At 62.7% G+C, this 26,267-nt stretch carries 24 protein-coding genes and 1 pseudogene; 15 read left to right on the top strand and 10 right to left on the bottom strand.

Going from position 1 to position 26,267, the window contains the following annotated elements:
- Nucleotides 1–456: 456 nt before the first annotated feature.
- From N6L27_RS17060 to N6L27_RS17045, 4 genes are all read right to left on the bottom strand, one after another.
- Nucleotides 457–1,230 carry a LamB/YcsF family protein gene (locus N6L27_RS17060; protein WP_271908535.1) on the bottom strand — a complete coding sequence of 258 codons (774 nt, stop codon included), beginning with the start codon at nucleotides 1,228–1,230 and terminating at the stop codon, nucleotides 457–459.
- A complete protein-coding gene (locus N6L27_RS17055) occupies nucleotides 1,227–2,258 on the bottom strand; it encodes a biotin-dependent carboxyltransferase family protein (RefSeq protein ID WP_271908534.1) in 1,032 nt (343 codons plus the stop codon). Before N6L27_RS17055 ends, N6L27_RS17060 begins: the two co-directional genes overlap by 4 nt.
- On the bottom strand, nucleotides 2,255–3,007 hold the full coding sequence (locus tag N6L27_RS17050) for a 5-oxoprolinase subunit B family protein (protein ID WP_271908533.1): 753 nt from the start codon (nucleotides 3,005–3,007) through the stop codon (nucleotides 2,255–2,257). Before N6L27_RS17050 ends, N6L27_RS17055 begins: the two co-directional genes overlap by 4 nt.
- A 103-nt stretch (nucleotides 3,008–3,110) precedes the next feature.
- Nucleotides 3,111–4,526 (bottom strand): methyl-accepting chemotaxis protein, encoded by a 1,416-nt coding sequence (locus tag N6L27_RS17045; protein ID WP_271908532.1) that lies wholly within the window; start codon nucleotides 4,524–4,526, stop codon nucleotides 3,111–3,113.
- A 437-nt stretch (nucleotides 4,527–4,963) separates the two neighbouring features.
- On the opposite strand from N6L27_RS17045, the gene N6L27_RS17040 reads away from it, so the two are divergent.
- Both N6L27_RS17040 and N6L27_RS17035 read left to right on the top strand, forming a co-directional pair.
- Nucleotides 4,964–6,439, top strand: coding sequence for a sensor histidine kinase (locus N6L27_RS17040; RefSeq protein ID WP_271908531.1), 1,476 nt, complete (start codon nucleotides 4,964–4,966; stop codon nucleotides 6,437–6,439).
- A gap of 1 nt (nucleotide 6,440) precedes the next feature.
- Nucleotides 6,441–6,902 (top strand): response regulator, encoded by a 462-nt coding sequence (locus tag N6L27_RS17035; protein ID WP_271908530.1) that lies wholly within the window; start codon nucleotides 6,441–6,443, stop codon nucleotides 6,900–6,902.
- 10 nt (nucleotides 6,903–6,912) lie between these two features.
- On the opposite strand, the gene N6L27_RS17030 is transcribed toward N6L27_RS17035, so the two are convergent.
- The 4 genes from N6L27_RS17030 to N6L27_RS17015 all read right to left on the bottom strand — a co-directional run bounded on the left by N6L27_RS17030 (nucleotide 6,913) and on the right by N6L27_RS17015 (nucleotide 10,769).
- Nucleotides 6,913–7,551 (bottom strand): alpha/beta family hydrolase, encoded by a 639-nt coding sequence (locus tag N6L27_RS17030; protein WP_271908529.1) that lies wholly within the window; start codon nucleotides 7,549–7,551, stop codon nucleotides 6,913–6,915.
- Nucleotides 7,552–7,591: 40 nt separating this feature from the next.
- On the bottom strand, nucleotides 7,592–8,611 hold the full coding sequence (locus N6L27_RS17025) for an Ldh family oxidoreductase (RefSeq protein ID WP_271908528.1): 1,020 nt from the start codon (nucleotides 8,609–8,611) through the stop codon (nucleotides 7,592–7,594).
- Between the two features lie 132 nt (nucleotides 8,612–8,743).
- On the bottom strand, nucleotides 8,744–10,093 hold the full coding sequence (locus N6L27_RS17020) for a sensor histidine kinase (protein ID WP_271908527.1): 1,350 nt from the start codon (nucleotides 10,091–10,093) through the stop codon (nucleotides 8,744–8,746).
- A gap of 4 nt (nucleotides 10,094–10,097) precedes the next feature.
- Nucleotides 10,098–10,769 carry a winged helix-turn-helix domain-containing protein gene (locus N6L27_RS17015; protein ID WP_271908526.1) on the bottom strand — a complete coding sequence of 224 codons (672 nt, stop codon included), beginning with the start codon at nucleotides 10,767–10,769 and terminating at the stop codon, nucleotides 10,098–10,100.
- Between the two features lie 144 nt (nucleotides 10,770–10,913).
- Here N6L27_RS17015 and N6L27_RS17010 point away from each other — a divergent pair, with 144 nt between their 5' ends.
- From N6L27_RS17010 to N6L27_RS16955, 12 genes are all read left to right on the top strand, one after another.
- The gene (locus N6L27_RS17010) at nucleotides 10,914–12,017 is read left to right on the top strand and encodes a trypsin-like peptidase domain-containing protein (protein ID WP_271908525.1); all 1,104 of its coding nucleotides are present in this window, start codon (nucleotides 10,914–10,916) and stop codon (nucleotides 12,015–12,017) included.
- Between the two features lie 209 nt (nucleotides 12,018–12,226).
- A complete protein-coding gene (locus tag N6L27_RS17005) occupies nucleotides 12,227–12,799 on the top strand; it encodes a methylenetetrahydrofolate reductase C-terminal domain-containing protein (protein ID WP_271908524.1) in 573 nt (190 codons plus the stop codon).
- A complete protein-coding gene (locus N6L27_RS17000) occupies nucleotides 12,799–13,761 on the top strand; it encodes a methylenetetrahydrofolate reductase (RefSeq protein WP_271908523.1) in 963 nt (320 codons plus the stop codon). Before N6L27_RS17005 ends, N6L27_RS17000 begins: the two co-directional genes overlap by 1 nt.
- 381 nt (nucleotides 13,762–14,142) lie before the next feature.
- Nucleotides 14,143–15,033, top strand: a complete 891-nt coding sequence (locus N6L27_RS16995) for a LysR family transcriptional regulator (RefSeq protein ID WP_271908522.1) — start codon at nucleotides 14,143–14,145, stop codon at nucleotides 15,031–15,033.
- Between the two features lie 84 nt (nucleotides 15,034–15,117).
- On the top strand, nucleotides 15,118–15,930 hold the full coding sequence (locus N6L27_RS16990) for a putative hydro-lyase (RefSeq protein WP_271908521.1): 813 nt from the start codon (nucleotides 15,118–15,120) through the stop codon (nucleotides 15,928–15,930).
- An 18-nt stretch (nucleotides 15,931–15,948) separates the two neighbouring features.
- On the top strand, nucleotides 15,949–16,986 hold the full coding sequence (locus N6L27_RS16985) for a TRAP transporter substrate-binding protein (RefSeq protein ID WP_271908520.1): 1,038 nt from the start codon (nucleotides 15,949–15,951) through the stop codon (nucleotides 16,984–16,986).
- Nucleotides 16,987–17,052: 66 nt separating this feature from the next.
- On the top strand, nucleotides 17,053–17,616 hold the full coding sequence (locus tag N6L27_RS16980; protein ID WP_271908519.1) for a TRAP transporter small permease subunit: 564 nt from the start codon (nucleotides 17,053–17,055) through the stop codon (nucleotides 17,614–17,616).
- Between the two features lie 3 nt (nucleotides 17,617–17,619).
- Nucleotides 17,620–18,903 (top strand): TRAP transporter large permease, encoded by a 1,284-nt coding sequence (locus N6L27_RS16975; protein WP_271908518.1) that lies wholly within the window; start codon nucleotides 17,620–17,622, stop codon nucleotides 18,901–18,903.
- A gap of 23 nt (nucleotides 18,904–18,926) precedes the next feature.
- A complete protein-coding gene (locus tag N6L27_RS16970; protein WP_271908517.1) occupies nucleotides 18,927–19,664 on the top strand; it encodes a 5-oxoprolinase subunit B family protein in 738 nt (245 codons plus the stop codon).
- Nucleotides 19,661–20,689, top strand: coding sequence for a biotin-dependent carboxyltransferase family protein (locus N6L27_RS16965; protein ID WP_271908515.1), 1,029 nt, complete (start codon nucleotides 19,661–19,663; stop codon nucleotides 20,687–20,689). The genes N6L27_RS16970 and N6L27_RS16965 overlap by 4 nt, the downstream gene beginning before the upstream one ends.
- Nucleotides 20,686–21,456: a LamB/YcsF family protein gene (locus tag N6L27_RS16960; RefSeq protein WP_271908514.1), complete on the top strand. Its 771-nt coding sequence runs from the start codon at nucleotides 20,686–20,688 to the stop codon at nucleotides 21,454–21,456. The genes N6L27_RS16965 and N6L27_RS16960 overlap by 4 nt, the downstream gene beginning before the upstream one ends.
- 330 nt (nucleotides 21,457–21,786) lie before the next feature.
- The gene (locus tag N6L27_RS16955) at nucleotides 21,787–22,146 is read left to right on the top strand and encodes a hypothetical protein (protein WP_271908513.1); all 360 of its coding nucleotides are present in this window, start codon (nucleotides 21,787–21,789) and stop codon (nucleotides 22,144–22,146) included.
- Between the two features lie 235 nt (nucleotides 22,147–22,381).
- On the opposite strand, the gene N6L27_RS16950 is transcribed toward N6L27_RS16955, so the two are convergent.
- Nucleotides 22,382–22,522 (bottom strand): hypothetical protein, encoded by a 141-nt coding sequence (locus N6L27_RS16950; protein WP_271908512.1) that lies wholly within the window; start codon nucleotides 22,520–22,522, stop codon nucleotides 22,382–22,384.
- 119 nt (nucleotides 22,523–22,641) lie between these two features.
- Here N6L27_RS16950 and N6L27_RS16945 point away from each other — a divergent pair.
- Nucleotides 22,642–23,824 (top strand): annotated as a pseudogene (locus tag N6L27_RS16945) (IS3 family transposase).
- A 536-nt stretch (nucleotides 23,825–24,360) separates the two neighbouring features.
- Here the strand turns inward: N6L27_RS16945 and N6L27_RS16940 are convergent.
- On the bottom strand, nucleotides 24,361–26,082 hold the full coding sequence (locus tag N6L27_RS16940; protein ID WP_271908511.1) for an OFA family MFS transporter: 1,722 nt from the start codon (nucleotides 26,080–26,082) through the stop codon (nucleotides 24,361–24,363).
- Nucleotides 26,083–26,267: the final 185 nt, after the last annotated feature.

Below are 26,267 nucleotides of genomic sequence, written 5' to 3'. Positions count from 1 at the left end.
CCAAAATGACCCAGTCTCTCCTGAGCGTCCAGCCGTCTCTCCAGCCCGTCCCCCGTCCGATCCCGCGTCGCCGCCGTCCCGCCCGGTGTCTCTCAGCTGCGCCTCAGCGCCGCCGGTGAGGGGTGTTCTATGGTTAGTGCCGGAGAGTCGCAACCCCTTTTTTGAAGTTTCCATGACTTTTTGACCAGCACCCATATAAATTGAAAGAAACCAGTATCTTAGGCGGCAAGAAAGCCGTTTAACGGCCAGCCGTCCAGGCTGCGAAGAGGCTTCGAAGCGGCGGACGGAGCCAACGCCGCAAACACGCTCCACCATATATAGGGGGGACTCGCCTGAGACACACAAGCGGGGCACACCGCGGCGAGTCGGAAAGACCCGCATCCAAAGCCTCAAGCCCCGCGAATCCCGGGGTTTTCTCAACATGGATAGAAAGTCTGAATGTCACACGGCCCATCCTCAGCGCCGGCGGCCAGGAAATTGCCGGATGGCGATCCCGCCCGCAGTCAGGCTGCTGCGGACAGAAGCCGCAAGCTGCACCGCCTCGGCAGTATCGCCGTGCAGGCAGATTGTGTCGATCGCCGCCGGGATGCGCCTGCCGCTTTCGGTAATGATCGCGCCCTCCTGCACCATCTGCAGAATGCGCGGCCCGGCCAGAGCCGGGTCATGAATAACAGCACCCGGCAGCGACCGGTCAACAAGGGTGCCATCGTCATTATAGGCGCGGTCGGCAAAGATTTCGCCGCACCAGTTGCAGCCCAGCTCACGCACCACCTCCTCCATGGCGGTGGCGGCCAGCACCATGATGATGATATCCGGGTCGACATCCAGCGCCGCCTCATAGCAGGCGCGTGCCATCGCGTGGTCGGTGCAGGCCATGTTGGACATCGCCCCGTGCAGTTTCAGGTGCCGCACTTCCGTGCCTGACGCCTTTGCCATGCCGCGGGCGGCACCCAGCTGGTAGCGGATCATATTGGCCAGAGTGCCGTGCGGCACCTGCATCTTGCGGCGGCCGAAACCCTGCAGGTCCATGAACCCCGGGTGGGCGCCGATCCCCACCCCTTTATCCCGCGCCAGCGCCATGGTCCGCGCCATCACATCCGGATCGCCTGCGTGAAAGCCGCAGGCAATATTGGCAGAGGACACAATTCCCAGAAGCGCCGCATCATCGCCCATGTTCCAGGGACCGAAGCTTTCGCCCATATCGGCATTCAGGTCGACAGTCTTGCTCATGTGGATTCTCCCTTGGCGAACGGGTCGGCATCGGCCGAGACAGCGCCGCTGATCAATTGATAGGACAACAGGTCCCGGACTGCTGCCGGGTCGCGCACCAGCGGGCAGCACGCCGCGGGCAGGCCTTTCAGGGATTTCCCGAACGCGGCCTGGATCTCCAGCCCTTCCTCCAGGCTGATCCAGCGGAAACGCAGGCTTGCACCTGCCTGGGCCTGCGCCACTTTGGGCAGGTCGCAAGGCAGCACAGTGCCGATCCTGGGGTAGCCGCCAGTGGTCTGGCATTCGCGCAGAAGCACAAACGGCTTGCCGTCACCTGTCATCTGAACGTCGCCGGGCAGGATCACTTCGGACAGGATATTTAGCTGGCCGTCGGCAGCGAAGCCGGCGCCATCCGAGACCATCTCTACCCCCATCCGGTTGGCCCGGCTGCCGCGGCTGAAGGCCGTTGCGGCAAAGCGCGTACGAACTGCCTCGGGAAACAGAGGGCTCTGGAAACTTTCGACGATGCGCAGCTCGCCACCATTGAAACGCTCTTCAGCCGCCAGCACCAGCCCGGTCTCATCGCTATTGTCAGGCCCGGCCGGCAGCAGGTCTCCGGCTTCAGCCGCCCGGCCGAGCCCCGCCATCAGATGAACTGAGCGCGCGCCCAGCACCGGTTCCGTGGCAATGCCGCCGCCCAGATGCAGGTATCCATAGACGCCGGCGCGGGCAGCGCCTATGGTCAGGCGCTGCCCTGCCTCCATCTGGTGCGAGGCATTCCAGGCCAGCGCAGTGCCCTCCAGCGCTGCCGCCATCGGCGCGCCCGTGAATGCAATACGCAGAGGGCCAGTGGCTTCGAATTCACCGCCCATGCCGCCCATTTCCAGCGTCGCCAGGCCCGGATCCTGCCGCAGAAGCGCCGCGCCTTCGGCCAGTGCCAGGGTGTCCGCGGCGCCGCCCTGGGATATCCCCTGCCCCAGCAGCCCGGGGCGGCCCATGTCCTGCACCGATGCAACCGGGCCTATACGGAGGATCCTGAGGCCGTTCATGCGCCGATCTCCCGCGCTGCCGCCCCGCCGCGCAGCGGGTCAGCTTCACACAGCTTCAGGAACTCCGGCTTGGAAACCGGTTCAAACTGCATCTCGTCGCCGGCGCGCAGGGCAAAGGGCTGGCCCGCGTCCGCTTGGAACAGCATCATTCCGGTCTGGCCAACATGGCGCCATCCGGTGGGGGCGGGATTTGAGAACAGCACGAACTGGCGGATCGCCTGCACCAGTGCCCCGCGCGGCACCTTCGGTGTCAGTTCGGTCTGCCGCGGCAGATCCCATTCCGGTCCCAGCGAGCCGAGATAGGGCTGGCCGGGCGCAAAACCTATGGTCAGCACCCGAACCCGCGCCGCACTCAGGCTGTCGATTGCCTGCGCCTCGCTCATACCTGCGGCATCGGCGGCCTCTGCCAGCTGGGGTGCCAGATCGGTGCCGTAAACGGTGGGCACCCGCCAGAACCTGCGCCCGGCGGGCAACGGCGCCTGCAGCCAATCCTGTGTGGCAAGCAGCCCTCGCAGCGCATCTTCCAGCCGGCCGTGCGGCAGCACCGAGGGTTCAAAGCGGACAAACACCGACGCCAGCGAGGCCATGGTCTCCACCACGCCCTCCAGTGCCATCGCCTCCACTGCGGTGCGGAATGCCAGCGCTGCACGGTTGGACGCCTCGCTCAGGCTGCCGGCGAAACTGACCAGCATGCCGCTCAGCCCGGCCCGGCGGACCAGCGGATATGCAGCCGCATTCTGGCTGTCCATGTGTTCACCCCGTCATTTTTGCGGCCAGCGTTGCGGCACAGGCGGGGAGTGTCAACACGTCAATTCAGGCCGGGCGGCACCGGATGGCTGGCATGCGGGGGCCTCAGAAATCGTCCCAGCCCTGCGCCGCAGGCAGCTCATTCTGCGCAGCAACCGGCGCCGCCGCAGGACGCTGGAAAGCGATCACGTCTGCTCCCGCGGGCATTGTTTGACCTGCTCCTCCGCAGCCGCTGAACTTGGAAACCTCACGGGTCAGCTGACCGGCGTCAGACGACAGCTGCTGGCTGGCTGCCGACGTTTGCTCCACCATCGCCGCGTTCTGCTGGGTCACCTGATCCAGCTGCGAAACACCCAGATTGATCTCGCTCAGCGATGTCGCCTGTTCCTTGGCGCCGGTGGCAATACTGCTGATGTGGCTGGAAATGGTGCCGACGCTGCCTATGATCTCTTTCAGTTCTGCTCCGGTGCGCCCCACAAGGTCGACACCGCTGGCCACCTGCTGCTTGCTTTCGCTGATCAGCTGCTTGATCTCCCCTGCCGCCCCGGCGGAACGCTGCGCCAGCGCCCGCACTTCGGAGGCCACAACCGCAAATCCGCGGCCCGCATCTCCGGCCCGCGCAGCCTCCACCCCGGCATTCAATGCCAAAAGGTTGGTCTGAAAGGCAATGTCGTCGATCATCCCGATAATCTTGGCGATCTCTTCAGACGAGGTCTCGATCTGCGACATCGCTGCCACCGCATCCTCAACCACCCGGCCGCTTCGCTCTGCCGCGGTTTTCGCCTCGCTGACGATTCCCTCCACCTTCTCGGCCCCCTCTGCCGCGGAATGCACGGTAGAGGTCAGTTCCTCGATCGCCGCCGCCGTTTCCTCCAGCGTCGCGGCCTGGCTTTCGGTGCGCTGCGACAAATCGCTGGCAGCCTTTGAAATCTCATCGGAAGTACGCCCCACCGCATCCGACACCCGGGTGACAGCACCGATTGCGGTTTGCAACTGCTCCGCAGAGCGGTTGAACGCCTCGCCCAGCGCTGCAATGTCCGCCTGTTCCGACAGCGTGACCCGGATACCGAGGTCGCCCTGGCTCATTGCCTCCAGACCACGGGCAATTTCCTGCAGCCCGCGGCGGCGCACAGTCACGTCGGTCGCAACCTTCACCACCTGCACGACAGAGCCATCCGGCCCGGTCACCGGCGCATAGGTGGCCTGGATCCAGATGGTCTCCCCGGATTTGGTCACCCGCGGATACTGATCGGTGAACACCCGCCCCTGCGCCAATTCCTTCCAGAATGACTTGTATTCCGCACTCGCCGCCAAATCCGGTGCCACGAACATCGAGTGATGCCGGCCTTCGATCTCCTCCAGGCGGTATCCCAGCGCAGAGAGGAAATTGGCATTGGCCGTCAGTATGGTGCCGTCAGGTTTGAACTGGATCGTCGCCTGCGTGCGGTCGACCATACCGGCAATTATTTCTGCGCTGCCAAGCTGTTCTGCAGGTTTGGCCGCCTTGGAATTGAAAAACATTAATCTCTCCGCGCGTTCGTGATTCTAAAGAGGTCGCGCAAAGCTAGCGTCAAACCGACAGAAATTTCTTAACCCCGCGCCGAGCCGCTTTCGGCGCCCCTGCAAACCTCGCACGCCGCCCGGCAGCACTCCTGGCCTGCCGGGGCCTCAGCGCATCAAAACGGTTGCAAAACTTCTTTGCCCGGCGCGGCTTCGGCGTCATTGCAGGGTTCCTGCCTTCCGATACCCGCCGTCTCCCCGGCGCCTGACCGTGTGCACCAATCCGATTATCGCGTCCGCGCCCAACATCCCAATAACAACCCTTAGGTGTATTTTCCTTGATGAAACACACAAGGGGTGTACTCTTTCCAGGCAAACCGTCATTCGGCCGCAAACAGGGCCGCAGTCAGAAAACGAAATTCCATCCGCCTGCAATAATCCAAGGGACCGCTCGCCACATGACCTACGCCCGGCAAACCGGCATCCGCCAGCCAGCTCCCCGGCTGCTTCCAGAGGGCCAGCGCGCCCAGGCTGCAGCAGCCGCTATGATTGCTGCAGGATTTCTGTTCGACTATCTGACCCCGCTGGGGGTGGCGGCCGGGCTGATCTACACCGGTGTCGTTCTCTGTGCCATCTGGGCGGAGACACCCGCTACCGCATACACCTATGCCGCGGTGGGGTCGGCCCTCTCGGTTCTCGGCTACTTTCTGGTTCCGCACACAGCGGCCAATCATTGGATCATTCTGACCAACAGGGGGCTTACGGTCCTGGCACTCTGGGGTTTTGCCTTCATCGTGTGCCGCCACAAGACGATCCAGCTTTCTCTGCAACGCAAACAGAATGAGCTCGCCGCGATTCAGGAAAACACTGTCGACGGAATGATCACCATTGATGCAGGCGGAAACATCCTTAGCTACAACCGCGCCTGCACACATATTTTCGGCTACAGCGCAGAAGAAGCCACGGGACGGAATGTCAAATTTCTGATGCCAGACCCCGACCGCTCGGCACACGACGGCTACCTTCGGAATTATCATGAAACCGGCCGCAAAAATATCATCGGGACCGGCCGCGAGGTGCGCGGGCTGCGCAAGGACGGCAGCACCTTTCCGCTGCAGCTATCCGTCAGCGAAGTCCACGTCGGCGGCCACATCCTGTTCAGCGGCATCGTCCGCGACATCTCAGAACAAAAACGCGCGGAGGCCGAGCGGGAGCAATTCATAGAAGAATTGTCCCGGTCGAACCGCGACCTGGATGATTTTGCCTATGTAGCCTCCCACGATCTGCGGGCGCCCTTGCGGGTGATCGACAATGCCTCCACCTGGCTGGAAGAGGATCTGGCGGATGTTCTGGACGAAGACAGCCGCGAGAATCTGCAGCTGCTCCGCTCCCGTGTGACGCGGATGGACCGGCTGCTGGACGATCTGCTGGAATACTCCCGGATCGGACGTGCCGATGATCACCGTTACCAGCAGCTCATGCCAGGTGACGCGCTGATGCAGGAAGTCCTGATGCTGATTGACCTGCCTGAAGGTTTCACGATCCGCATCGACCCGGCCTTCAAGAACATCCAGCTCGTGAACATGCCGCTGAAACAGATTTTTGCAAATCTTATCTCCAACGCGATCAAGCACAGTGAAACCGGCACCGGGAATGTGGACGTAACACTGCGGGACCAGGACGGGAACTGGGTCTTCCAGGTCGCTGACGACGGACCCGGTATCGCCCCTGAGTATCATGAGAAGATTTTCAAAATGTTCCAGACGCTCAAATCACGTGACCAGGTGGAAGGCAGCGGCATGGGTCTCGCCATCGTCCAGAAACACGTACAGCGGGCGGGGGGATCTGTTTCAGTCCGTTCCGCAGAGGGGAAAGGATGCGAGTTCAGTGTCACATGGCCCAAGCATCGCACCACCGTAAAGGGAGGCAACTGAAATGGAGCATCAGCCCGGCAGCCTCCCCGCCCGGGGAGAGCTGAACATCCTGCTGGTTGATGACGATGACGGCGATGCCAAGGCGGTGCGGCGCGCCTTCCGCAAAGCCAATATCGCAAATCATATCACCAGAGCTGTTGACGGTATCGACGCGCTCGGCATCCTGCGCGGTTCCAGCGGCAAAACCCGGCTGTCCCCTCCCTATGTGATTTTGGCCGACATCAACATGCCGCGAATGAATGGCATCGACCTGGTCAGTGAGCTGCGCAACGATCCTCTGCTGCACAATGCGGTGGTATTTTTTCTGACCACCTCTAATGATCAACAGGACATAACCGCCGCTTACAACCTGAATGCCGCAGGCTACATTGCCAAGGAAACCGCGGGCCGCGACTTCTTGCAGCTCGTCAACATGATGGACCGGTACTGGCGGATCATCGAACCGCCAGTAGCGCCACACTGACCTGCTGGACCTATGCCAGCGCCCTGGCCCACGTGCCGGCCGCGGCGCAGGCCGTGTCAAGATTGCGGTCTTGACCGAAACCGGTCACGGTTTTGCGTGGCTTCAGATCGTGGTCGCCGTCTTCCATCCAGCACAGGCTGACTGCCGCGGACAGTGCGTAACCCTGCACGTCCGCCCGCGTGCCAAAGGGATCGCGGCTGCCCTGGCAGATCAGCGCAGGCGTCTTCAGTCCCTCCAGATGCGCCGTCCGCAGCCGCTCCGGCTTGCCGGGCGGGTGAAACGGGTAGCCCAGGCAGAACAGCCCGCAAATGCGGCCCTCCGCATAGAGCCCGTCAGCAATCATACTGGCCACACGGCCGCCCATGGATTTACCGCCGATGATCAGCGGCCCCTCGCAGGCAAGCCGGCTGACGGCCGACAGGTATTCCGCCTGCAGCTTCTCAACCTTTGGCGGCGGCCGCTTCACCCCGCCGTTGCGGCGGTCGACCATATAGCCGAATTCGAACCGCACAACCCGCAGCCCCTGCCCCGCAAGGCCCGCGGCAATGGCGTCCATGAATGGGGTGTCCATGGCGGCGCCGGCCCCATGCGCCAGCAGAACAGTGGTGCGGCCCGAGCCGCCGCCGGTCAGAAGAAAAGGGCTGTCCATCAAAACATCCTCGCCGGATCATTTACCTTTGGCCACGTGTTCAGACGCCGGCCAGCGCGTCCAATTGCGCCAGCAGTCCGGAGCTGACCTCGATTCCGTCCGCCTCTGCCGCCGCACGTTTCTTCAAGCGCCCGTCGCCCGGCACCCGCGCCGCGCCGTTGCCCTCAATCTCCGCACAGATGCGGGTGATGTACTCGCCAAACGCCGCATTGCCGAACCGCTCCGGATCAATTGCGATCAGCGTGGCACCGCCCTTAATGTTGAGCGCGCCAAAGGACTCCCGCTCCTTGTTGTCGACCGACAGCGTGCCGCCGGCAAGGGCCGCGCCCAGCACCTCGATCATGAAGGCAATCGCCGCGCCCTTGTGCTCGCCGAATGGCAGCAGGCTGCGGGTTTCCAGGATAGCCTCCGGGTCGGTGCTGGGAATGCCCGCCGGATCCAGCCCGGCAGGCCGCGGCAGCTCGTGGCCCTCGGCGGCCGCCATGCGGATATCCATCAGCGCCACCATAGAGGCCGCCTGGTCCCAGACCACAGGAGCTGCACCGTCGCGCGGGCAGGCAAAGGACATCGGGTTGGTGCCGAACACCGGGCGCACACCGCCCTGCGGCACCACCATCGACAAGGAGTTGATCACCGCCAGCGCCACCAGCCCAGCCTTGGCCAGCGGCTCGGTGTCAAACCGCAAGCCGCCCAGGTGATGGCAGTTGGCACAGGTGAAGGCGGCAATGCCGTTTTCCCGCGCCAGCGCAATCAGCTCCCGCCGCGCTGCCGCAGCGGCGATCTGGTAATATCCGTTGTCTGCATCGCCGCGCAGCACGCCCGGCGCGATCTTTTCGATCTTCGGGACGGCGGCGCCATTGGCATAGCCGGAAGTGAAGCTTTGCGCATAGACCGGCAGCATCCGCAGCCCGTGGCTGCGCGGGCCGTCACGTTCCGAACAGGTGACGATCTCTGCGATCAGTTCGCTGCCCGCTGCATCCATGCCCGCGGACACAAGGACGGATTTGGCCAATGCCCGCACTTCGCCGAGTGAGAGCGTTCTTGTCGAAACGGTGGTCATGGGCTGAGATCCTGTCCTGGTGCCGGGTCAAAAAGGCGCCGTGGCGCCCGCAGTGCCAGGCTTGGAATAAAGCACGCGGCTTGGCAACACATTCATCCGGCGCTGCAGCGCGCCCTGGCCCGCGGCAGCGGATCAGGTCCCGAAAACCACCTCAACACGCAGACCGGGTCCGGCATCGGACAGCTGCAATTCAGCCCCGTGCAAACCGGCGATCGCCGCCGCCAGGCTCAGCCCGAGGCCGCTGCCCGGCGTTGTCCGGCTCCGCTCCAGCCGGTACAGGCGCCGCAGCACCTTGCCGCGCTCTTCTTCCGGAATGCCGGGGCCGTGGTCCCGCACCGACAGGACCGCTGATGCCCCCTCCTGCCGCAGCGACAGGCTGATGGCGGAACCTTCCGGGGTATGGCGGAGCGCATTTTCGATCAGGTTGGCCAGCAGCTGGCCCAAAAGCGTGCGGTCGCCGGTGACCGTGGCAGGCGCCCCGGGCAAGCTGAGGCTGAGGCGGCGGCCCTGCTCCTCTGCTGCCGGCTCATAGATCTCGGCAAAGGTTGCGGCCAGTTCGCAGAGATCAACCGCCTCGAACCGCGCACGCGGCGCGCCGTCCTCCAGCTGGGCAATCTGCAAGAGCGCCTGAAACGTGCTGGTGATGCCGCGGGTCTCTTCCAGCGCCGTGCCAGCCAGCGCCTGCGCCGCTTGCGGCAGTCCCGGAGTTTCCTGCAGGTGCTGAAGCTGCACCGCCAGGCGCTGGATCGGGGTTTTCAGGTCATGGGCAATATCCGCCGACACCTGCCGCAGCGCCTCGGTGGACTGCTGCTGCGCTTCGGCCATGCGGTTCACGCTGCGGCCGATGCGGGCGATATCGCCCTGGCGGCCTGGCATCTGCGGCACTCGGGCGCCCAGATCACCGGAGGTCAGCGCCGACAGCGTGGTTTCAATCCCTGCCAGCGACCGCGCCGCGCGCCGCGCCAGCAGCACCCCGCCCAGCACCGCGGCGGCAATCGCCGGAAGCAGGCTGAACAGAACCACCCTCAGATAGGTCTGGCGCAGCTCATCCAGCGGCCTGGCGCTTTGCGCAACCGTCAGCAGGCCACCGTGAATATAGGCGCTGAGCGAAATGAAGCGGCCCGCAATCTCCACCGGCGCCGGGCCCAGCGCCACCACCCGGAATCCCTCCTGCTGCTGCATGATGGCAGCATTGCCCGCCACGATCCGCCCGCCGGGCCGCCGGTAGCTGAGCAGGCGGCGCTGCGGGTCGGTCTCTGCCGTCTCGGCGTTTACCAGCGCCGCCAGCGCTGCCGCAGAAGGCGTCGCGCGGAACCCCGCCATGTCCTGCATCAGGCTTTCCCGGATGGCCCGGTCCTGCGTGCCATGCGCCACATAGTAGGTAACCCCGAGGCTCAGCGCGCTGGCCGCAACAAACAAGAGCGACAGCCACAGCGACTGCCGCACCGGCGAGGAGCGCAGCAGGACGCGCGCGCGGGTCACGGCATCATCCGGCAATACGGTACCCCGCGCCGCGCACGGTTTCGATCAGGCCACTGCCGAAGGGCCGGTCCACCTTGGACCGCAACCGCGAGATATGGGTTTCCACCACGTTGGTCTGCGGATCGAAACTGATGTCCCAAACCGCTTCCAGCAGCATGGTCCGGGTCTGCACCCGCCCCTTGCGGCGCAACAGATGCTCCAGCAGGCGGAATTCGCGCGGCAGCAGCTCGATCTCCTGGCCCGCGCGGGTAACCCTGCGGCGGACCAGGTCCATCTCCAGATCCCCTGCCCGCAGCACGGTCTCCTGTTCCTGCAGCCCCGGACGGCGGGCCAGCGCCGCCACCCGCGCTGCCAGCTCGCCGAAGGCAAAGGGTTTGACCAGATAATCATCCGCCCCCGCCTCCAGCCCCTCGATGCGGTCGTCCACGCCGCTCAGCGCTGTCAGCATGATGGCAGGTGTCCGAACCCCGGCGCCGCGCAGGGTCTTGATCAGGCTCAGCCCGTCCAGCGACGGCAGCATCCGGTCGATGATCAGCACGTCGTAATCCGCCGCGGTTGCCTGCAGCAGCCCCTCACGTCCATCGGTGACCAGATCCGCGGTATGCCCCTCCTCGCGCAGGCCGGCGGCCACATAAGGCCCGGTCGTGGCATCGTCTTCTATCACCAGGATCTTCAAGCCATTCCCCGCTTTGCTGCGCCTCCCGGTTCTTAAACCAGATCCGGTTTCAGCACACATTACAGATCTGTATAGAATGCGTCAGGCGATTGAAATGAGGGCCTGCCATCTGCCTTGCATCTCTAGTGAAGCAAGGAAACGAAGATGCCCCAAACCAACGCTCCCAAACGGTTCGCCTTTGCCCTGACAGCCGCCGCCTCGGCGGCCGCAATGATGGCTCTAGCGCCCGCCCCCGCCCTGGCCGTGCCCGCGGGCGGCTATGCCGATCTGGTCGAAACCATTTCCCCGGCAGTCGTCTTTGTCGAAGTCACCGCCAAGGCAGAACCCGCCGCAGACCGGCAGGGAATGCCCAATGACAAGTTCATGGAAGAATTCATGCGCCGCTTCGGCGGGCGCGCACCGGACTTCGGCAACAGCCGCCCCGTCAAGGGCGCAGGCTCCGGTTTCGTGATCTCCCAGGACGGGCTCATCGTCACCAACCACCATGTGATCGACAACGCCCAGACCGTCTCCGTCACGCTCTCTGACGGCAGCAAGCATGACGCCACGGTGATTGGCGCCGACCCGCTGACCGACATCGCACTGCTGAAGGTCGAGACAGGCACACCGCTGACCGCGGTGGAATTCGGTTCCTCAGATGACCTGCGCGTCGGGGACGAGGTGCTCGCCATGGGCAGCCCCTTCGGCCTTGCAGGCACCGTGACCTCCGGCATCGTTTCGGCCACCTCGCGCAACATCAACTCCGGACCGTTTGACGACTTCATCCAGACCGATGCAGCCATTAACAAGGGCAACTCCGGCGGCCCGCTCTTCAATGCCAAAGGCGAGGTCGTCGGCGTCAACACGATGATCTATTCGCCGGGCGGCGGTTCCGTCGGCATCGGCTTTGCGGTGCCGTCAGACATGGTGCAGAAGATCGTGACCGACCTCGAAGACGACGGCGAGATCACCCGCGGCTGGCTCGGGGTGCAGATCAAGCCGCTCTCTGAGGACGCCGCCAATGTGCTGGGCCGCGAGGCCGGCAAGGGCGTGGTGATCGAAGGCGTCGAGCCCGGCAGTCCGGCGGCAGAGGCAGGGCTGAAACCCGGCGACGTGGTGCTGCGCTTCGGCACGGCAGAGATCAACGAACTGCGCGACCTGACAGCCGCGGTCGCGGTGAACGCCCCGGGTGAAAAAGCGCAGATCGAAGTCCTGCGCAAGGGCAAGGAAGTGACCCTGGACGTGACCCTGGGCGACCGCTCCAGCTAGGACGCCTGACACTCCGGCCTATTCCCTGCCTGGGAACAGGCAGGGAAACCATCCGGCGCCTGCCGGGGTGAACCCGGAATGCCCGGCGGGACTGGACCGTCCGCAGGCAGCAAAAATCATGGAGACGAAGGCTGCAAAACCTATTTCTGGTTCATTGCAGCCCACTCTGTGAGTAAGATGCTGTAAGTGCATGGAGAAAGGGAAGCCCGTTGTACAGGATCCGCCTGTTTGCCATCCGCCATTCGCGCAGTTTTGAATGGATCTACAAGCGCCTGGAAAGCGCCATGATCGCGCTGGACCCGGTTCTTGCAAAGATCGGCTATGACCGGGTTGAGCGCCCGGTCGCCTTTGTTGAAAAATGCGTCAAGACCGTGCTGTTCGATTGCAAGATGTGCGGGCAATGCGTGCTGTCGTCAACCGGCATGTCCTGCCCGATGAATTGCCCCAAACAGCTGCGCAACGGCCCCTGCGGCGGTGTCAGGCCGGGCGGCTTCTGCGAGGTAAAGCCGGAGATGAAATGCGTTTGGGCGCTGGCATGGGACGGGGCGTCGCGGATGAAAGGCGGCGCGCAGATTCACACCGTTCTGCCGCCGGTGGAGCGTAACCTCGAAGGGTCCTCGTCCTGGCTGCGCGTCAGCCGCGAAAAAGCTGCGCATCTGCGGGAAGCCCGGGAAAAGCGCCGCACCGCCATTGCCGATGCCTTCCCCGGTGCCCGCGCAAACGAACCCTCCGCCGCGCCGCTGGCAGAGGAGCCCGCGCAGGCTGTGAAAGGCAGCAAGTGATGGATCATACTTTGCCCCAGCCTTATTCCGCGCCGCCCGAGGGCCATGTCTCACACAGCCGGCTGGAACGGGTGCTGCGCTCCGGACGCTTTGCCATCACCGCTGAACTGAACCCGCCCGACAGCGCCGACCCTGCAGATGTCTATGAGGCCGCGCGCCCGCTGGGCGAGGTTGCCGACGCCATCAATGCCACCGATGCCTCGGGCGCCAACTGCCACATGTCCTCGATCGGCATCAGTGCGCTGCTGACCCGTGCAGGGTATTCGCCGGTGTACCAGATCTCCTGCCGCGACCGGAACCGCATCGCCATCCAGGGCGACGTTCTGGGGGCCGCGGCCATGGGCGTCAGCAATGTGCTTTGCCTGACCGGCGATGGCGTGGGCGTAGGCGACCAGCCGGGCGCCAAACCGGTCTTCGATTTCGACTCCCTGTCGCTGTTGCGCACCATCAAGACAATGCGGGATGAGCGCAGATTCCTGTCCGGACGCACCATCAAGAACCCGCCGCAGCTGTTTCTGGGCGCGGCTGAAAACCCCTGCATCCCGCCTTATGACTGGCGCCCGGAACGGCTGGCCAAGAAGGTGGAGGCCGGGGCCGAGTACATCCAGACCAACTACATCTACGACGTGCCCCTGTTTGAGAAATTCATGGCACGGGTGCGGGACCTGGGGCTGGACAAGAAGGTTTACATCCTGGCCGGGGTCGGCCCGCTGGCATCGGCGCGGGCAGCACGGTGGATGCGCTCGAATGTGCCGGGGATCCATGTGCCCGATGCGGTCATCGACCGAATGGAGAAGGCTGAAAAACCCGGACAGGAAGGCAAAAAGATCTGCATCGAACTGATCCAGCAGATGCGGGAGATTTCCGGCGTCTCCGGGGTGCATGTCATGGCCTACCGGAAGGAGCACGAGGTCTCCGAGATCATACGGGAGTCCGGGATCCTTGCGTCCCGGAAGAGGTGACACCGGGCACCTGGCATCAGATACAGCAATGGCACCCGCCGGACGCCTTCTTTCTGCAGACCGGTCGGGAACCCGCAGAAAACCTGCAGGATGCAGATTTGCAGCGAGCCTCCACCGGTTATCAATTTGCCAAAAAATTCAAACATTCAGGCATTCTCTCATTCAGTATCCGGCGTGAATTGCCACCAAAGCCAATGTGTCCGTCCGCAGAAAAGGGCCCGCAAACGGACCCTTGAAACATAAGCGTTGCACCTCACCCCCAATTCATAGCCTTCCAGCGTTGCTGGCCCAAATAACGATGGCGGGGCTGCAGATGGTGATTTCCAACCGGACGGTTTCAGCTCCGGTGCATTCACGGCCGCTTCGTGCGACTAATCGGGAATGGCGAGAATCAACTTTGAACAACTCAAGACGTTTCTGAATGTTGTCCGGCTGGGTGGTGTGCGCCGGGCTGCCAATGCACTGAATTTAACCCAGCCTGCCGTGACTGCCCGGATCAAGAACCTTGAGGACTCGCTGTCCTGCGAGCTGTTTGAACGGACCTCGGGCGGTATGAAGCTGACCAAACGCGGCGAGCTTTTGGTGGTGCATGCCGAAAAATTCGAGCAGCTGTCCGAACTGGTGGAAAAGGATGTCGTGGACCCCAGCGGCATCGAAGGGAGGTTGCGCCTTGGCGTTTCGGAGACCATTGCCCAATGCTGGCTGCCGGAATTGGTGTCAGCCTTGCACAGCCACTTCCCAAAGCTGGAGATCGAGTTCAACGTGGATATCTCGGTCAACTTGCGGGCGGGGCTGATGGCCCGCGAGATCGATTTGGCGGTGCTGCTCGGGCCGGTTTCGGATTACTCTGTCAACAACATAGACTTACCCGGATTTCCACTGGCCTGGTATGCAGCCGCCAAGGGCCGCACAGAGCAAGATCCAGCGGCCTATCTGTCACGCCCTGTTCTGACCTATGCGCGTCACACCCGGCCGCACCGGGAACTGAAGGAAATGCTGTTTGAACGGGTCGGGCCAGAGGTTTCGCTGTTTCCATCTTCCTCGCTTTCAGCCTGTTTCCGGCTGGTCGAAGCGGATCTCGGCGTTGCCGTTCTGCCCCGGGTGCTGGGAGAGGAGCTGGTTGCCGCAGGCCGGATTGTCGAGTTCGATCCCGGCTGGGTGCCAAACCCGCTTCAGTTCACAGCGTCCTACCTGGGCGAACCCAAAAGCCATGTTACCGAGACCGCCGCTCATCTGGCCCGTGACGTCGCGGATGCATTCTTTCTCCGATAAAAAAAACTGATCAAAATCGGAAAAAACATTCGATTTGATATTATAGGTGTTTCTTGTGACCCTTTGCCAAGCGGAGGGAAGCAAGTGACCATCACCTATCAGCATCTGAAAGACGGCAGCGCAGCCGAAGCACGTGCGGCGATCCGGGCCGGGCAGTACCAGGGCCATACGGCTGGCCTGGGCAGCGGCGTTCTGCAGGCCAACCTGGCGATCATGCCCGAGAAATATGCGCTGGATTTCATGCGGTTTTGCCAACGCAACCCCAAGCCGTGCCCGCTGACAGGTGTTTCCGACACCGGCAACCCGATGATGGCCACGCTGGGGCAGGACATCGACATCCGCACCGACGTGCCGGCCTATAACGTTTACCGTGACGGCAAGCTGGCTGAGACTGTCACGGACATTCAGGCCCTGTGGCAGGATGATTTCGTGGCCTTTGCGCTCGGCTGCTCTTTTACTTTCGAGCACGCCCTGCAGCGCGCGGGCCTGCCGCTGTGGCATGTCGAAAACAACACCACCGTGCCGATGTTCAGGACTGGGATCGATACCGTTCCCGCCGGCCCGTTTTCCGGCAAGATGGTTGTCAGCATGCGGGCCTTGCCGCAGGACCGCGTGGAACAGGCCGCCGGTATATCGCGCCGCTACCCGCTGGCGCATGGCGCGCCGGTGCACTGGGGCGACCCGGCCGAAATCGGCATTCAGGACATCACCCGCCCGGACTGGGGCGACGCGGCCCTGGTCGGGGCCGGCGAAACCCCGGTGTTCTGGGCCTGCGGCGTCACCCCTCAGGTTGCCATTGAAACCGCGGCGCTGCCGCTCTGCATCACCCACAAACCCGGCCATATGCTGATCACCGATGTCAGCGAGAATGCCGAGGTTCCCGACTACCGGACATAAATCTTCAGGGAGGAAGACATGAAATCACTAACCGCATTGACCGCCGCACTGGCACTAAGCGCAGGCGCGGCACTGGCCGACAACCCGGTGGTGCTCAAGGCCGTGGGCACCTGGTCCAGCCTGACAAACTACCAGAAACACGAAGGCCCCTTCTTCAACGAGCGCCTGGCCGAAGCTTCCGGCGGGCAGATCGTCGGCGAAATCCAGTCGCAGTCGGGACTGGGCCTGAAAGGCTTTGAAATCATGCGGCTTGTCAAGAACGGCGTTTTTGACTTCGCCTTTGGCCTGCCGGGCTATGTGGCTGCCGAAAATGCCATTTTCGAAGGCGCCGACCTCAGCTCTGTCACCCAGGATATCGATACCCAGCGCAAGGTGGCGGAAGCCTACTTTCCGACTCTGGAAGAGGCCTTTGCCCAGTATTACAACGCCAAGCTCCTGATGCTGTACCCGTTCCCCAGCCAAACCCTGTGGTGTAACGCCGAGGTCAACGGGATCCAGGATCTGGAAGGCAAGAAAATCCGTGTTTACGCGACGACCCTGGGCGACTTCGTCGAAGGCGCGGGCGGCACCTCGGTCACGGTGCCCTTCTCTGAAGTGATCCCGGCGCTGGAAAAGGGCGTGGTGGATTGCGGCATCACCGGCACCATGTCGGCCTACACCGCCAATTGGCAGCAGGTGGCCACCCATGCCTACACCCTGCGCGTCGGCTGGGGCCTCGCCTTTGGGGCAATGAACATGGACAAGTGGAACTCTATGTCTCCTGAGCAGCAAGAGCTGATGCAGACTGAGATCGCCGCGCTGAACGAACGCATGTGGGCGGAGACCGCCACCGAGGACGGCATCGCAATCTCCTGCATCACCGGCGGCGACTGCGAGATCGGCGAAAAGGGCGGCATGAAGCTGGTGGAACCTTCCGCCGAAGACCTTGCCATCCGCGACAAGATCGCGTCCGAGGTCGTGCTCGCCCGCTGGGCCGAGCGCTGCGGAGAGGACTGCGCCGAGAACTGGAACAACACGGTCGGCAAAGTCCTTGGCATGACCGCCAAAGCCAACTGATACTTCACTGAAAAAGGGGCGGCCTGACCCATCCGGCCGCCCTAATTGCATCCAAGAGGCAAGACAATGCTTGAGTCCCTTTTGACCCGCACCCGAAAACTCAGCCTGTGGCTGACCTGGGCCGGGGGCACGCTGATTGTGCTGTCCGCCTTCCTGGTCACGCTGGAAGTGCTGCTGCGCAAGATCTTTAATATCTCTCTCGGCGGCGCGGACGAGATCTCCGGCTATGCCTTTGGCGTTGCCACTGCCTTTGCCTTCAGCTTTGCGCTGTTTGAACGCGCCCATATCCGGGTCGATGCGCTGATGGGCACCCTGCCCCGCAAGCTGCATCCTATGATCAATTTTCTGGGGCTGGTGCTGCTGATCGGCTTTGCCGGGATCGTTGCGGTGATGGTCTGGGGCATGGTGGCGGACTCCGTCCAGCACGGGTCCCGTTCGATCACTCCGCTGCGGGTGCCGCTGGCGCTGCCGCAAATCCCCTGGCTGATGGGCTGGCTGCTGTTTGTGGCCTCCGGCGTCCTCATTGGGCTGGTTGCACTCAAACGGCTGGCCCAGGGCGATCAGGCCGGCGTGCAGGACCTGATCGGCGTCAAATCCATTGATGAACAAATCGAAGACGAAAGCGTCTGACCCATGCTGCTGAAAACACTCCTCATCCTGCTGGCGCTGATCGGACTGGCCGTGCCGATTGCCGCATCCCTTGGCTGGCTTGGACTGATCCTGCAATGGACCGACAGCCCGATGCCGCTGCACCGCGCCATCTCGGATATGGCCTGGCAGACCAGCACCGACTTTTTGCTGGTAGCGATCCCGATGTTTGTCATGCTGGGCGAGATCCTGCTGCGCGCAGGCATCACCGAGAAAATGTATGATGGCATCGTCAAATGGCTGGGCTGGCTGCCCGGCGGGCTGATGCACTCCAATATCGGCTCCTCGGCGCTGTTCGCCGCCACTTCCGGCTCCTCGGTAGCCACAGCTGCCACCATCGGCACAGTGGCAATCCCGCAGATCCGGAAACGCGGCTATAACGAGCCGCTGTTCCTCGGCACCATCGCCGCGGGCGGCACGCTGGGCATCCTGATCCCGCCCTCGATCAACCTGATCCTCTATGGCCTGCTGACCAATACTTCGGTGCCCGAGCTTTATCTGGCAGGCTTCCTGCCCGGCTTCCTGCTGGCAGCTCTGTTCATCGCAACCGTGGCAGCCACCTGTATCCTGCGCCCCGGCTGGGGCGGCGAGAAGCTCAGCTATTCCTGGGGCGAACGGATAGGGGCGCTGCCGGCGCTGGTGCCGCCGCTGGGGATCTTCCTGGTCGTCGTCGGCTCAATTTACGCAGGCATCGCCACCCCGACCGAAGCTGCCGCCCTGGGCGTGGTTGCGGCCATGGCGCTGGCGGCCTTCAACGGCAAGTTCTCGATTAACATGATGCGCGAAGCCATTGAGGGCACCATGCGCACCACCGCCATGATCATGCTGATCATCATCGCGGCGGTGTTCCTGAATTTCGTCTTGTCGATCATCGGCCTGACCCAGGCGCTGACCGACTTTGTCACCGGCCTTGGCTGGGGACCGATGCAGACAATGCTGATGATCGTGGCAATCCTGGTGCTGATCGGCTGCTTCATGGAGACGCTGTCGATGCTCCTGACCATGGCGCCGCTGGTGACACCCATCGTGGTGGCGCTCGGCTTTGATCCGGTTTGGTTCGGCATCCTCCTGATGGTTCTGCTGGAAACCGCCCTGATCACGCCGCCGATCGGCATTAACCTTTACGTGGTGCAGGGGCTGCGCAAGTCAGGTCCGATGATGGACGTCATGAAAGGCGCACTGCCTTTCGTGCTGACCATGTTCGTCATGCTGGGGCTTCTGCTGGTCTTCCCCGGACTCGCGCTCTGGCTGCCCGCCCTGTTCTACTAACCCTGCATAAAAGGATGTGAACGATGGCCATCGCTTCTGAATGGCCCCGGATCAGTGCGCTTGGCACTGACGGGTTCCTTGTGACCTTCGCAGACCGGTTGAACGAGCCTGCGAACCGGGCAGCGCTGGCCTTCCGCCATGCGCTGGACCGGGAGGGCTGGAGCGCGGTAGAGGAAACCTCGACCTCACTGGTTTCCGCCTATCTCAGGTTTGATCCCCGCGGCAGCAGCCATGCGGAGATCCGGGAAAACCTGGCGCACCTCCTGTCCCGCGAAAACTGGCTCGACGCACCGCTGCCGCAAGGCCGCAGGCTGTGGCGGGTGCCCGCCGTGTTCGGAACGGAGATGGCACCGCAATTGGAGGAAGCAGCACAAGCGGCGGGGCTGACACCCAAGGAGGCCATAGCCTCACTCACAAGGTCCCCAGTGCGGGTGCAGACCATCGGTTTTGCCCCTGGCCAGCCCTACTTGGGTGAACTGCCCCCAGCGTGGGACATCCCGCGTCAAAGCAAGCTGACCAGCCAGGTGCCGGCCGGTGCGCTTGCGGTTGCCATCCGTCAGCTGGTGCTGTTCCCGGTGCCCGCTCCCACTGGCTGGCGGCATGTTGCGCAGACCTGTTTCCAGCTGTTCCACCCGGACACGGATGAACCATTCGTGCTGCGGCCGGGCGATGAACTGCAAGTTGAGTCCGTCGGCGCGGAGACACTGGAAAGAATGAAGGCTGATCCCAATGGCGGCGCCCGAGCGGAGGCAATCCGATGACCAGAACACTGACGGTGAAACGCGCTGGACCCGGTGTTACGGTGCAGGACCTTGGCCGTCCCGGCCACCTCGCCGGGGGCCTGTCCCGCGGCGGCGCCGCCGACCGGCTGGCGCTGGCCGAAGGCGCCGCCCTTTTGGGGCAGGATGCCGGCACCGCGGCGCTGGAGATGGCGGGCGCCGGCGGGGAGTTCGAGGCTTCTGAAGACATGCGTATCGCGCTTACAGGCGCGCCAATGCGGGCCAGCCTCGACGGCACCCCGCTGGTCTGGGACGCCAGCCACCTCCTGCCGCGCGGCGGCCGTCTGAAGATCGGCGGCTGCGAGGCCGGCTGCTACGGCTACCTGCATCTTGGCGGCGGTGTCGCGACCGATCCACTGCTTGGATCGCGATCGGCGCATCTGGGCACCGGGCTGGGACGCGCGCTGCAGTCAGGCGATCGCCTGCCGGTTGGCGCGGATCCCGGCCTGCGCGGCACTGGCCAGCGGCTGGACCCTGCTGCGCGGTGCGAAGGCGGGACCCTGCGGGTTGTCGCGGGCCCGCAGACCGGCCTGTTCACCCCGGAGCAGATCCGGGCTTTCGAGAACAGCACCTTCCGCCGCGACGTGCGGGGCAACCGGATGGGGATGCGGCTGATCTCGGACGCTGCTGAACTGAAGCCCGGCGGCGGGCTGACAGTGGTCTCGGAAGTCATCGTGCCCGGCGACATCCAGATCACCGGCGACGGCTCGCCCTTTGTGCTGCTCAGCGAATGCCAGACAACCGGCGGCTACCCGCGGATCGGCTCAGTCCTGCCTGCAGACCTGCCGCTGGCGGCACAAGCACGCCCCGGCACGGCCTTCAGATTTCAATTCGTGACGATGGAGGAAGCGATGCAGATCGAACACCTGGAGCAGGAGCGCCGTCAGAAATTAAGCAAATCGCTGCGGCCGCTGCTGCGGGATCCGCGGGCCATGTTTAACCTGCTGTCCTACCAGCTGATCAGCGGCGCTACGTCCGGAGATGATTTGGAGAGAGAAAACCGATGATCAGAACCGTCGATCTGAATGCGGATATGGGCGAGAGCTTCGGCCCTTGGAAAATGGGCAACGACCTTGCCCTGCTGGAGTCGGTGACTTCGGTCAATATTGCTTGCGGCTTTCATGCGGGCGATCCCGATGTCATGGCGCGGACCATCGCGGCGGCTCACGGCAGAGGCATTGGAATCGGAGCCCACCCGGGTTTTCCCGATCTCCAAGGATTTGGCCGCCGCCAAATGTCCATCCCATTGGAAAGCCTCGGTAATATGGTGCGTTATCAGCTAGGAGCGTTGCAAGCGATGGCGCGGGCCTGCGGGGCTGAAGTCCGGCACCTCAAGCTGCACGGCGCTTTGGCCAACCGGGCAGCCAGAGAGAGGAACGTTGCTCTGGCCTGCTATGATGCAGCCTTATCGGTTGCTCCGGACATCATCGTTGTCGCAATGGCTGCCACCGAACAACAGGCCGCCGCCAAGGAGCTTGGCTGCAAAAGTGCCTGCGAAATTTTCGCCGACCGGGCCTATAACCCGGACGGATCTCTGGTCAGCCGGGGTGAGTCCGGTGCCGTTCTTCACGATGCCGATGAAATTGCACAGCGCGTGGTCAGAATGCTCAAGGCAGGCGCAGTCTTCGCCGCGGATGGCACGAGGGTTGCCACACCTATTGACACAATTTGCTTGCACGGCGACACGGCATCTGCTGATGCATCAGCCCAACGGATCCGTGAGGCACTGTTGTCAGCAGGAGTAAACACCGCTCCATTCAGCGGCAGGGCATAGCGTCACGAAGGCTTCTGCCCATGCCCGGGTGCCAGCACCGCGCTGACATGCATATGCGATTGTGTGCAGTTCCTTTCCGGTTTCCGATGCCACCGGGAGCGCGTTGAGCGTTTCGAGGAATGTGTCGAGATGGCGCCGCGAGAAGACAACATTCCGCACAGCACCAGGTTTATCGCGAGGAACCAAAGGGCGAATGATCCCACCAGCGTAGAGGGTTTGGAACTGGTTTTTGGATGCGCCAATATTTCCGCGGGCAGATCGAGACCGAGATGCTGAGCACATTTTGCGACTCAGAGGCCGAAACGATGTGCCTCGCCAGACCCTTCCTGAATGCGCCGCAGGCACATTTTGATAACGGCTGCGGAGCAAGTCAAAGAAGCCGCGAAGAAGCTGCGGCTCACGGAACTGGAGAGGAAGGTCGCCGCTGCGCTGACCAGTCTCAAAACCGTCAGCGATCAGGTAAACGACTTTGAAAGCTATCAAAACATAAAGGGTGCATACGAAGCCCAAGTCATCACCCTTTCGTCAATGCTGGATACCTTCATCAAGGTTCAAAATGGAGCACTGCAAGCCGTGCTGGATACCATCAGCGATGATGTCGGGAAGTTCTACACGGCGCTTCATCCCAAAGAGAGCGTGGACAAAGTGCGCCTGACTATGGTCGGCGATGAAGGTGTCGAGTTCCAGTAAAGAGGCTCAAAAATTCGCATTCAACCAGCCTGGAAGCGTTGTTACTTCTGTTTAGGTAGCCCAAACTCGTAGCCCGTCAGTCTTCATTTGAACCGTGGCTCAGCCAATTCGAATGTCCGGAATGCGGGCTGCGGCCGCAGCATCCGAAGACCGCGCTTAAGGCCGGCAATGGGCCGGCAGTTCAGTTGGAAATGATTGCTGCGTGAAACTTCGGAACATGTATGTTGTGGCTAGCTCAGACGACCAACGACAGCCTCTTATCGGACAGGTGAACCTGGGCCTCGACACCCCAGTCAAAGGGCAGGAAATCCTGCTCTATCTCGTCGGCAAAGATGACCCCGCCTTCGTTGATCGGGCAGATGCCAGGCATACGCATCAGGCGCCGGCACCAGCATCCAGCAGCGCATGCTTTTCGATCATCTTTGAAAAGTGACGTGCTCCCCAGAAATGTCCGCGTTTTGAAGTTAGCCTGTTCTCCACACGAGGAGCCAGACAATGCGGAAAAGCCGGTTCAGCGACGAGCAGATCCTTGGCATCTTGAAAGAGCACCAGGCCGGGATAGGTACCAAGGAACTGTGCCGCAGCCACGGTATCAGCGATGGCACCTTCTACAAATGGCGCTCGAAGTATGGCGGTATGGAAGTGTTCGAGGCCAAGAGGCTGAAGGCCCTGGAGGCCGAGAACGTCAAGTTGAAGAAGATGCTTGCGGAGCACATGCCCGACGTCGCCGCACTCATGGAAATGCTGGGAATGGAAGCAGGCGAACGCCATGCGTTCGAGTGAGCCTGCGGACCCTTCTGAAGCCCGGTGCTCGGAAACGTGCCGTGGACTGGGCCATGACAGAGAAGAACTATAACCAGCGGCGGGCGTGTGCCTTGGGCGGGCTTGATCCGGGTGTCTATCGGCGAAGGTCAAGCAGGCCGGAGGACCAGGGGCTGCGTCAGCGGTTGAAAGAGTTGTCCGGAGAACGCAGGCGGTTGGGTTATCGGCGCCTGCATATTCTGCTGAACCGGGAGGGCTGGCAAGTGAACTGGAAGAAACTCTACCGGATCTACCGCGAAGAGGGCCTGACGGTGCGCAAGCGCGGCGGGCGAAAACGCGCCATTGGCACCCGTGCGCCGATGGCAATTCCGCAAGGCCTGAACCAAAGGTGGTCGCTGGACTTCGTGTCCGGCAGCCTGTCAGACGGGCGCCGTTTCCGGGTCTGTGCGTCATTGACGACTTCAGCCGGGAGTGCCTGGCCTGCGTGGTCGACACGTCTCTTTCCGGGCAATGCGTGGCGCGTGAACTGGACAACATCGCCCGGCTGCGCGGCTCCTCCTGCATGGTGGTCAGCGAGCGAGCTTTGTCCGCCATTGGTCCGAGGACAATGGCGAGCGGAACGGTACTGACGTCGAACGCCATCCTGAAATGGCAAGAGGCCCGCAAGGTCGAGTGGCACTACATTGCCCCTGGCAAGCCAATGCAAAACGGCTTCGTGGAAAGCTTCAATGGCCGACTGCGTGACGAGTGCCTGAACGAGCACCTGTTTGCCACTTTGCGCCAAGCCCGAGACCTGATCGCGGCTTGGCGCGAGGATTACAATCACCACCGCCCGCATTCGAGCCTCGACGGGCTCACCCCGCGGGAGTATCATCAAAGGTCAGTAGAGGACCAAACCCTGAACAGAGCGAACTAATATCCGCGGACTCTACGGGGAGTTCGTCACGCGGACAAAGCCGACATTGACGTTTCGACATGTTGCCAAAGCAGCATCCGCTCGCGACTGCGGCGCGGTTTTCGCTGTGAAGCAGCATGTGTCGCCAAACCGGCCGTAGAAAGTCTGTCCGAGGGGCCAAATTCAATCCACCCTTTCGCCGCAACGTGGATCGACCAAGGGGGAGCGGGACAAAGCACCCGCTGCAGCCGCTCGGGGCAACGACGGCAATCAACCCAAAGCAACTTAACCCCTGAGTTATGCGGGCGAGTAGCTAGTGCCTTCTGCAATAGCCCTATTTCTGTCCTGAGAATCGGCAAGCGGCCATTCGGAGTTAGTTACACGCTGCAGTTCGTAACGGATGCCGCGTTGTGAATAGCCAGGCACAGGAATGGTACCCGCATAAAGTTTGCCGCATTTCCGGTTACGTCGGCAGTAATTTGAAGTTCTGCTTGGAAATTTGCTGTCTTGAATTCGGGTCACAAGCCGGAGCGCAGAAGACGCCCCGGCTGGCATTGTTATTCACCCGGGACAGCTTGCAGCTCGGGTCCGTCATGGTGGTGGTGCTCTTTCACCGGACGCATGAAGAGGTTGGCAAAGAAGGCCACCGCCAACAACGCCGCCATGCAATACATGGTTGTATTGTAGAGACTCGGCGTCGGATCCACGGTGCCGGCCGGTGCGATTTCCATCAGCTTGGCGATGGTCACGGTCTTGGCTGCCACCAGCTGGTCAAGCTGCGCAACGGGCGCGCCGAATTTCGCGGCAAAGGCGGCTGGGTCCACCTTGGCGGCCAGGTCCTGCACCGCATTAGTTACCGACATTTGCCGCAGCGAGGTGATGGCCAGCGGCCCGAGCACGCCCGCGGTTGACCAGGCAGTCAGCAGGCGGCCGTGGATGCCGCCGACATGCATGGTGCCGAACATGTCGGCCAGATAGGCCGGGATCGTGGCAAAGCCGCCGCCGTACATCGAGAAGATCAGCATCGTGGCCAGGTAGAAGCCCATCAGGTAGACCAGAGACGGATTGGCCGCGGTGGCAGAGGCGAAATAGGGGATCGACAGGTAGAGCGCAGTGCCCAGCACGAAGAAGCACATGTAGGTTGCCTTGCGCCCGATGTAGTCCGAGGCAGACGCCCAGAAGAACCGCCCGACCATGTTGAAGACCGAAATCATCAGCACATAGGTCGAGGCGAAAGCGGCGGTTGCCACCAGCGGCATCACCGAGCCGAAGATCTCGGACATCATCGTCTTGGCGACACCGATCACGCCGATGCCTGCGGTGACGTTGAAGCACAGCATCACCCACAGCTGCCAGAACTGCGGCGTCTTCAGCGCCTGGTCGATATGCACGTCGTTCTGCGTCACCAGCCCCGAGGCGGCAGGCTTCGGCTCCCAGCCCTCAGGCTTCCAGTCCTTGGCCGGAACCCGGTACTGGAAGGCGGCCAGGATCATCACGACGAAGTAAACGACGCCCAGGGTCATAAATGTCTGCGCTGCGCCGGTATTGCCGGTGCCCACCGCATAGGCGCCGGCCTCGCCGCCGAACTCGGCAGCCTGCGCCGTGCTGGCGATCACCACCTCGATCTTGCCTTGTGCGGTTTCGGCAAAGACCCGGCCGTTTTCGACCACGGTCTGCACCGCATCCCTGGCGCCAAGATAGGTCGGCGCGGTTGCATAGAGGTCCAGCAGCCAGCCCTTGACCGGCGCGGCGATCATCGCGCCGCCGCCGAAGCCCATGATGGCCATGCCCGTCGCCATGCCGCGCCGGTCCGGAAACCAGCGGATCAGCGTTGACACCGGCGAGACATAGCCCAGTCCCAGCCCGCAGCCGCCAAGCACGCCGTAACCCAGATAGACCAGCCACAGCTGATGACTGGAAATGCCGAACGAGCCGACAATGAAGCCGCCGCCCCACAGCAGCGCGGCCACGACACCCACCATGCGCGGCCCGACTTCTTCCAGCCATTTGCCGGCAAATGCGGCGGCCAGGCCGAGGCAGACAATCGCGACCGAAAAGATCCAGACAACAGAGCCGAGGCTCCAGTCATCGGCGCTGGAGGCCACCACCCCCAGCTCGCGGGTCAGCGGCGGGTTGAACACCGACCAGGCATAAACCGAGCCGATGCAAAGATGGATGGCGATGGATGCCGGTGGCACCCGCCAGCGGTTGAAACCGAGTTCGGCGGTGATGTGCTCCTTGTGCAGAAAGCTCAGCCCGCCGGATGATGGCGTACTCATGTGGTGTCCTCCCTAGTGCTGTTCCGGCGGCTGCAACCTCCTATTGCGGCCGCCCCGAATGGCCCGCGGCAATGTGCCGTAGCTTGACAAAGGCGGAGGGATGACCCAGCTGTCAAATGAATAATTTAGCAATAACAATATCTTATCATGTCACTCTGTCCGTCTCGCCAGACATCATCAGACGG

Source organism: Leisingera sp. SS27 (assembly GCF_028368855.1).
Classification (GTDB): Bacteria; Pseudomonadota; Alphaproteobacteria; order Rhodobacterales; family Rhodobacteraceae; genus Leisingera.
The sequence above is the reverse complement of the archived record's forward strand: the minus strand, read 5'-3'. Positions and strand labels throughout refer to the sequence as shown.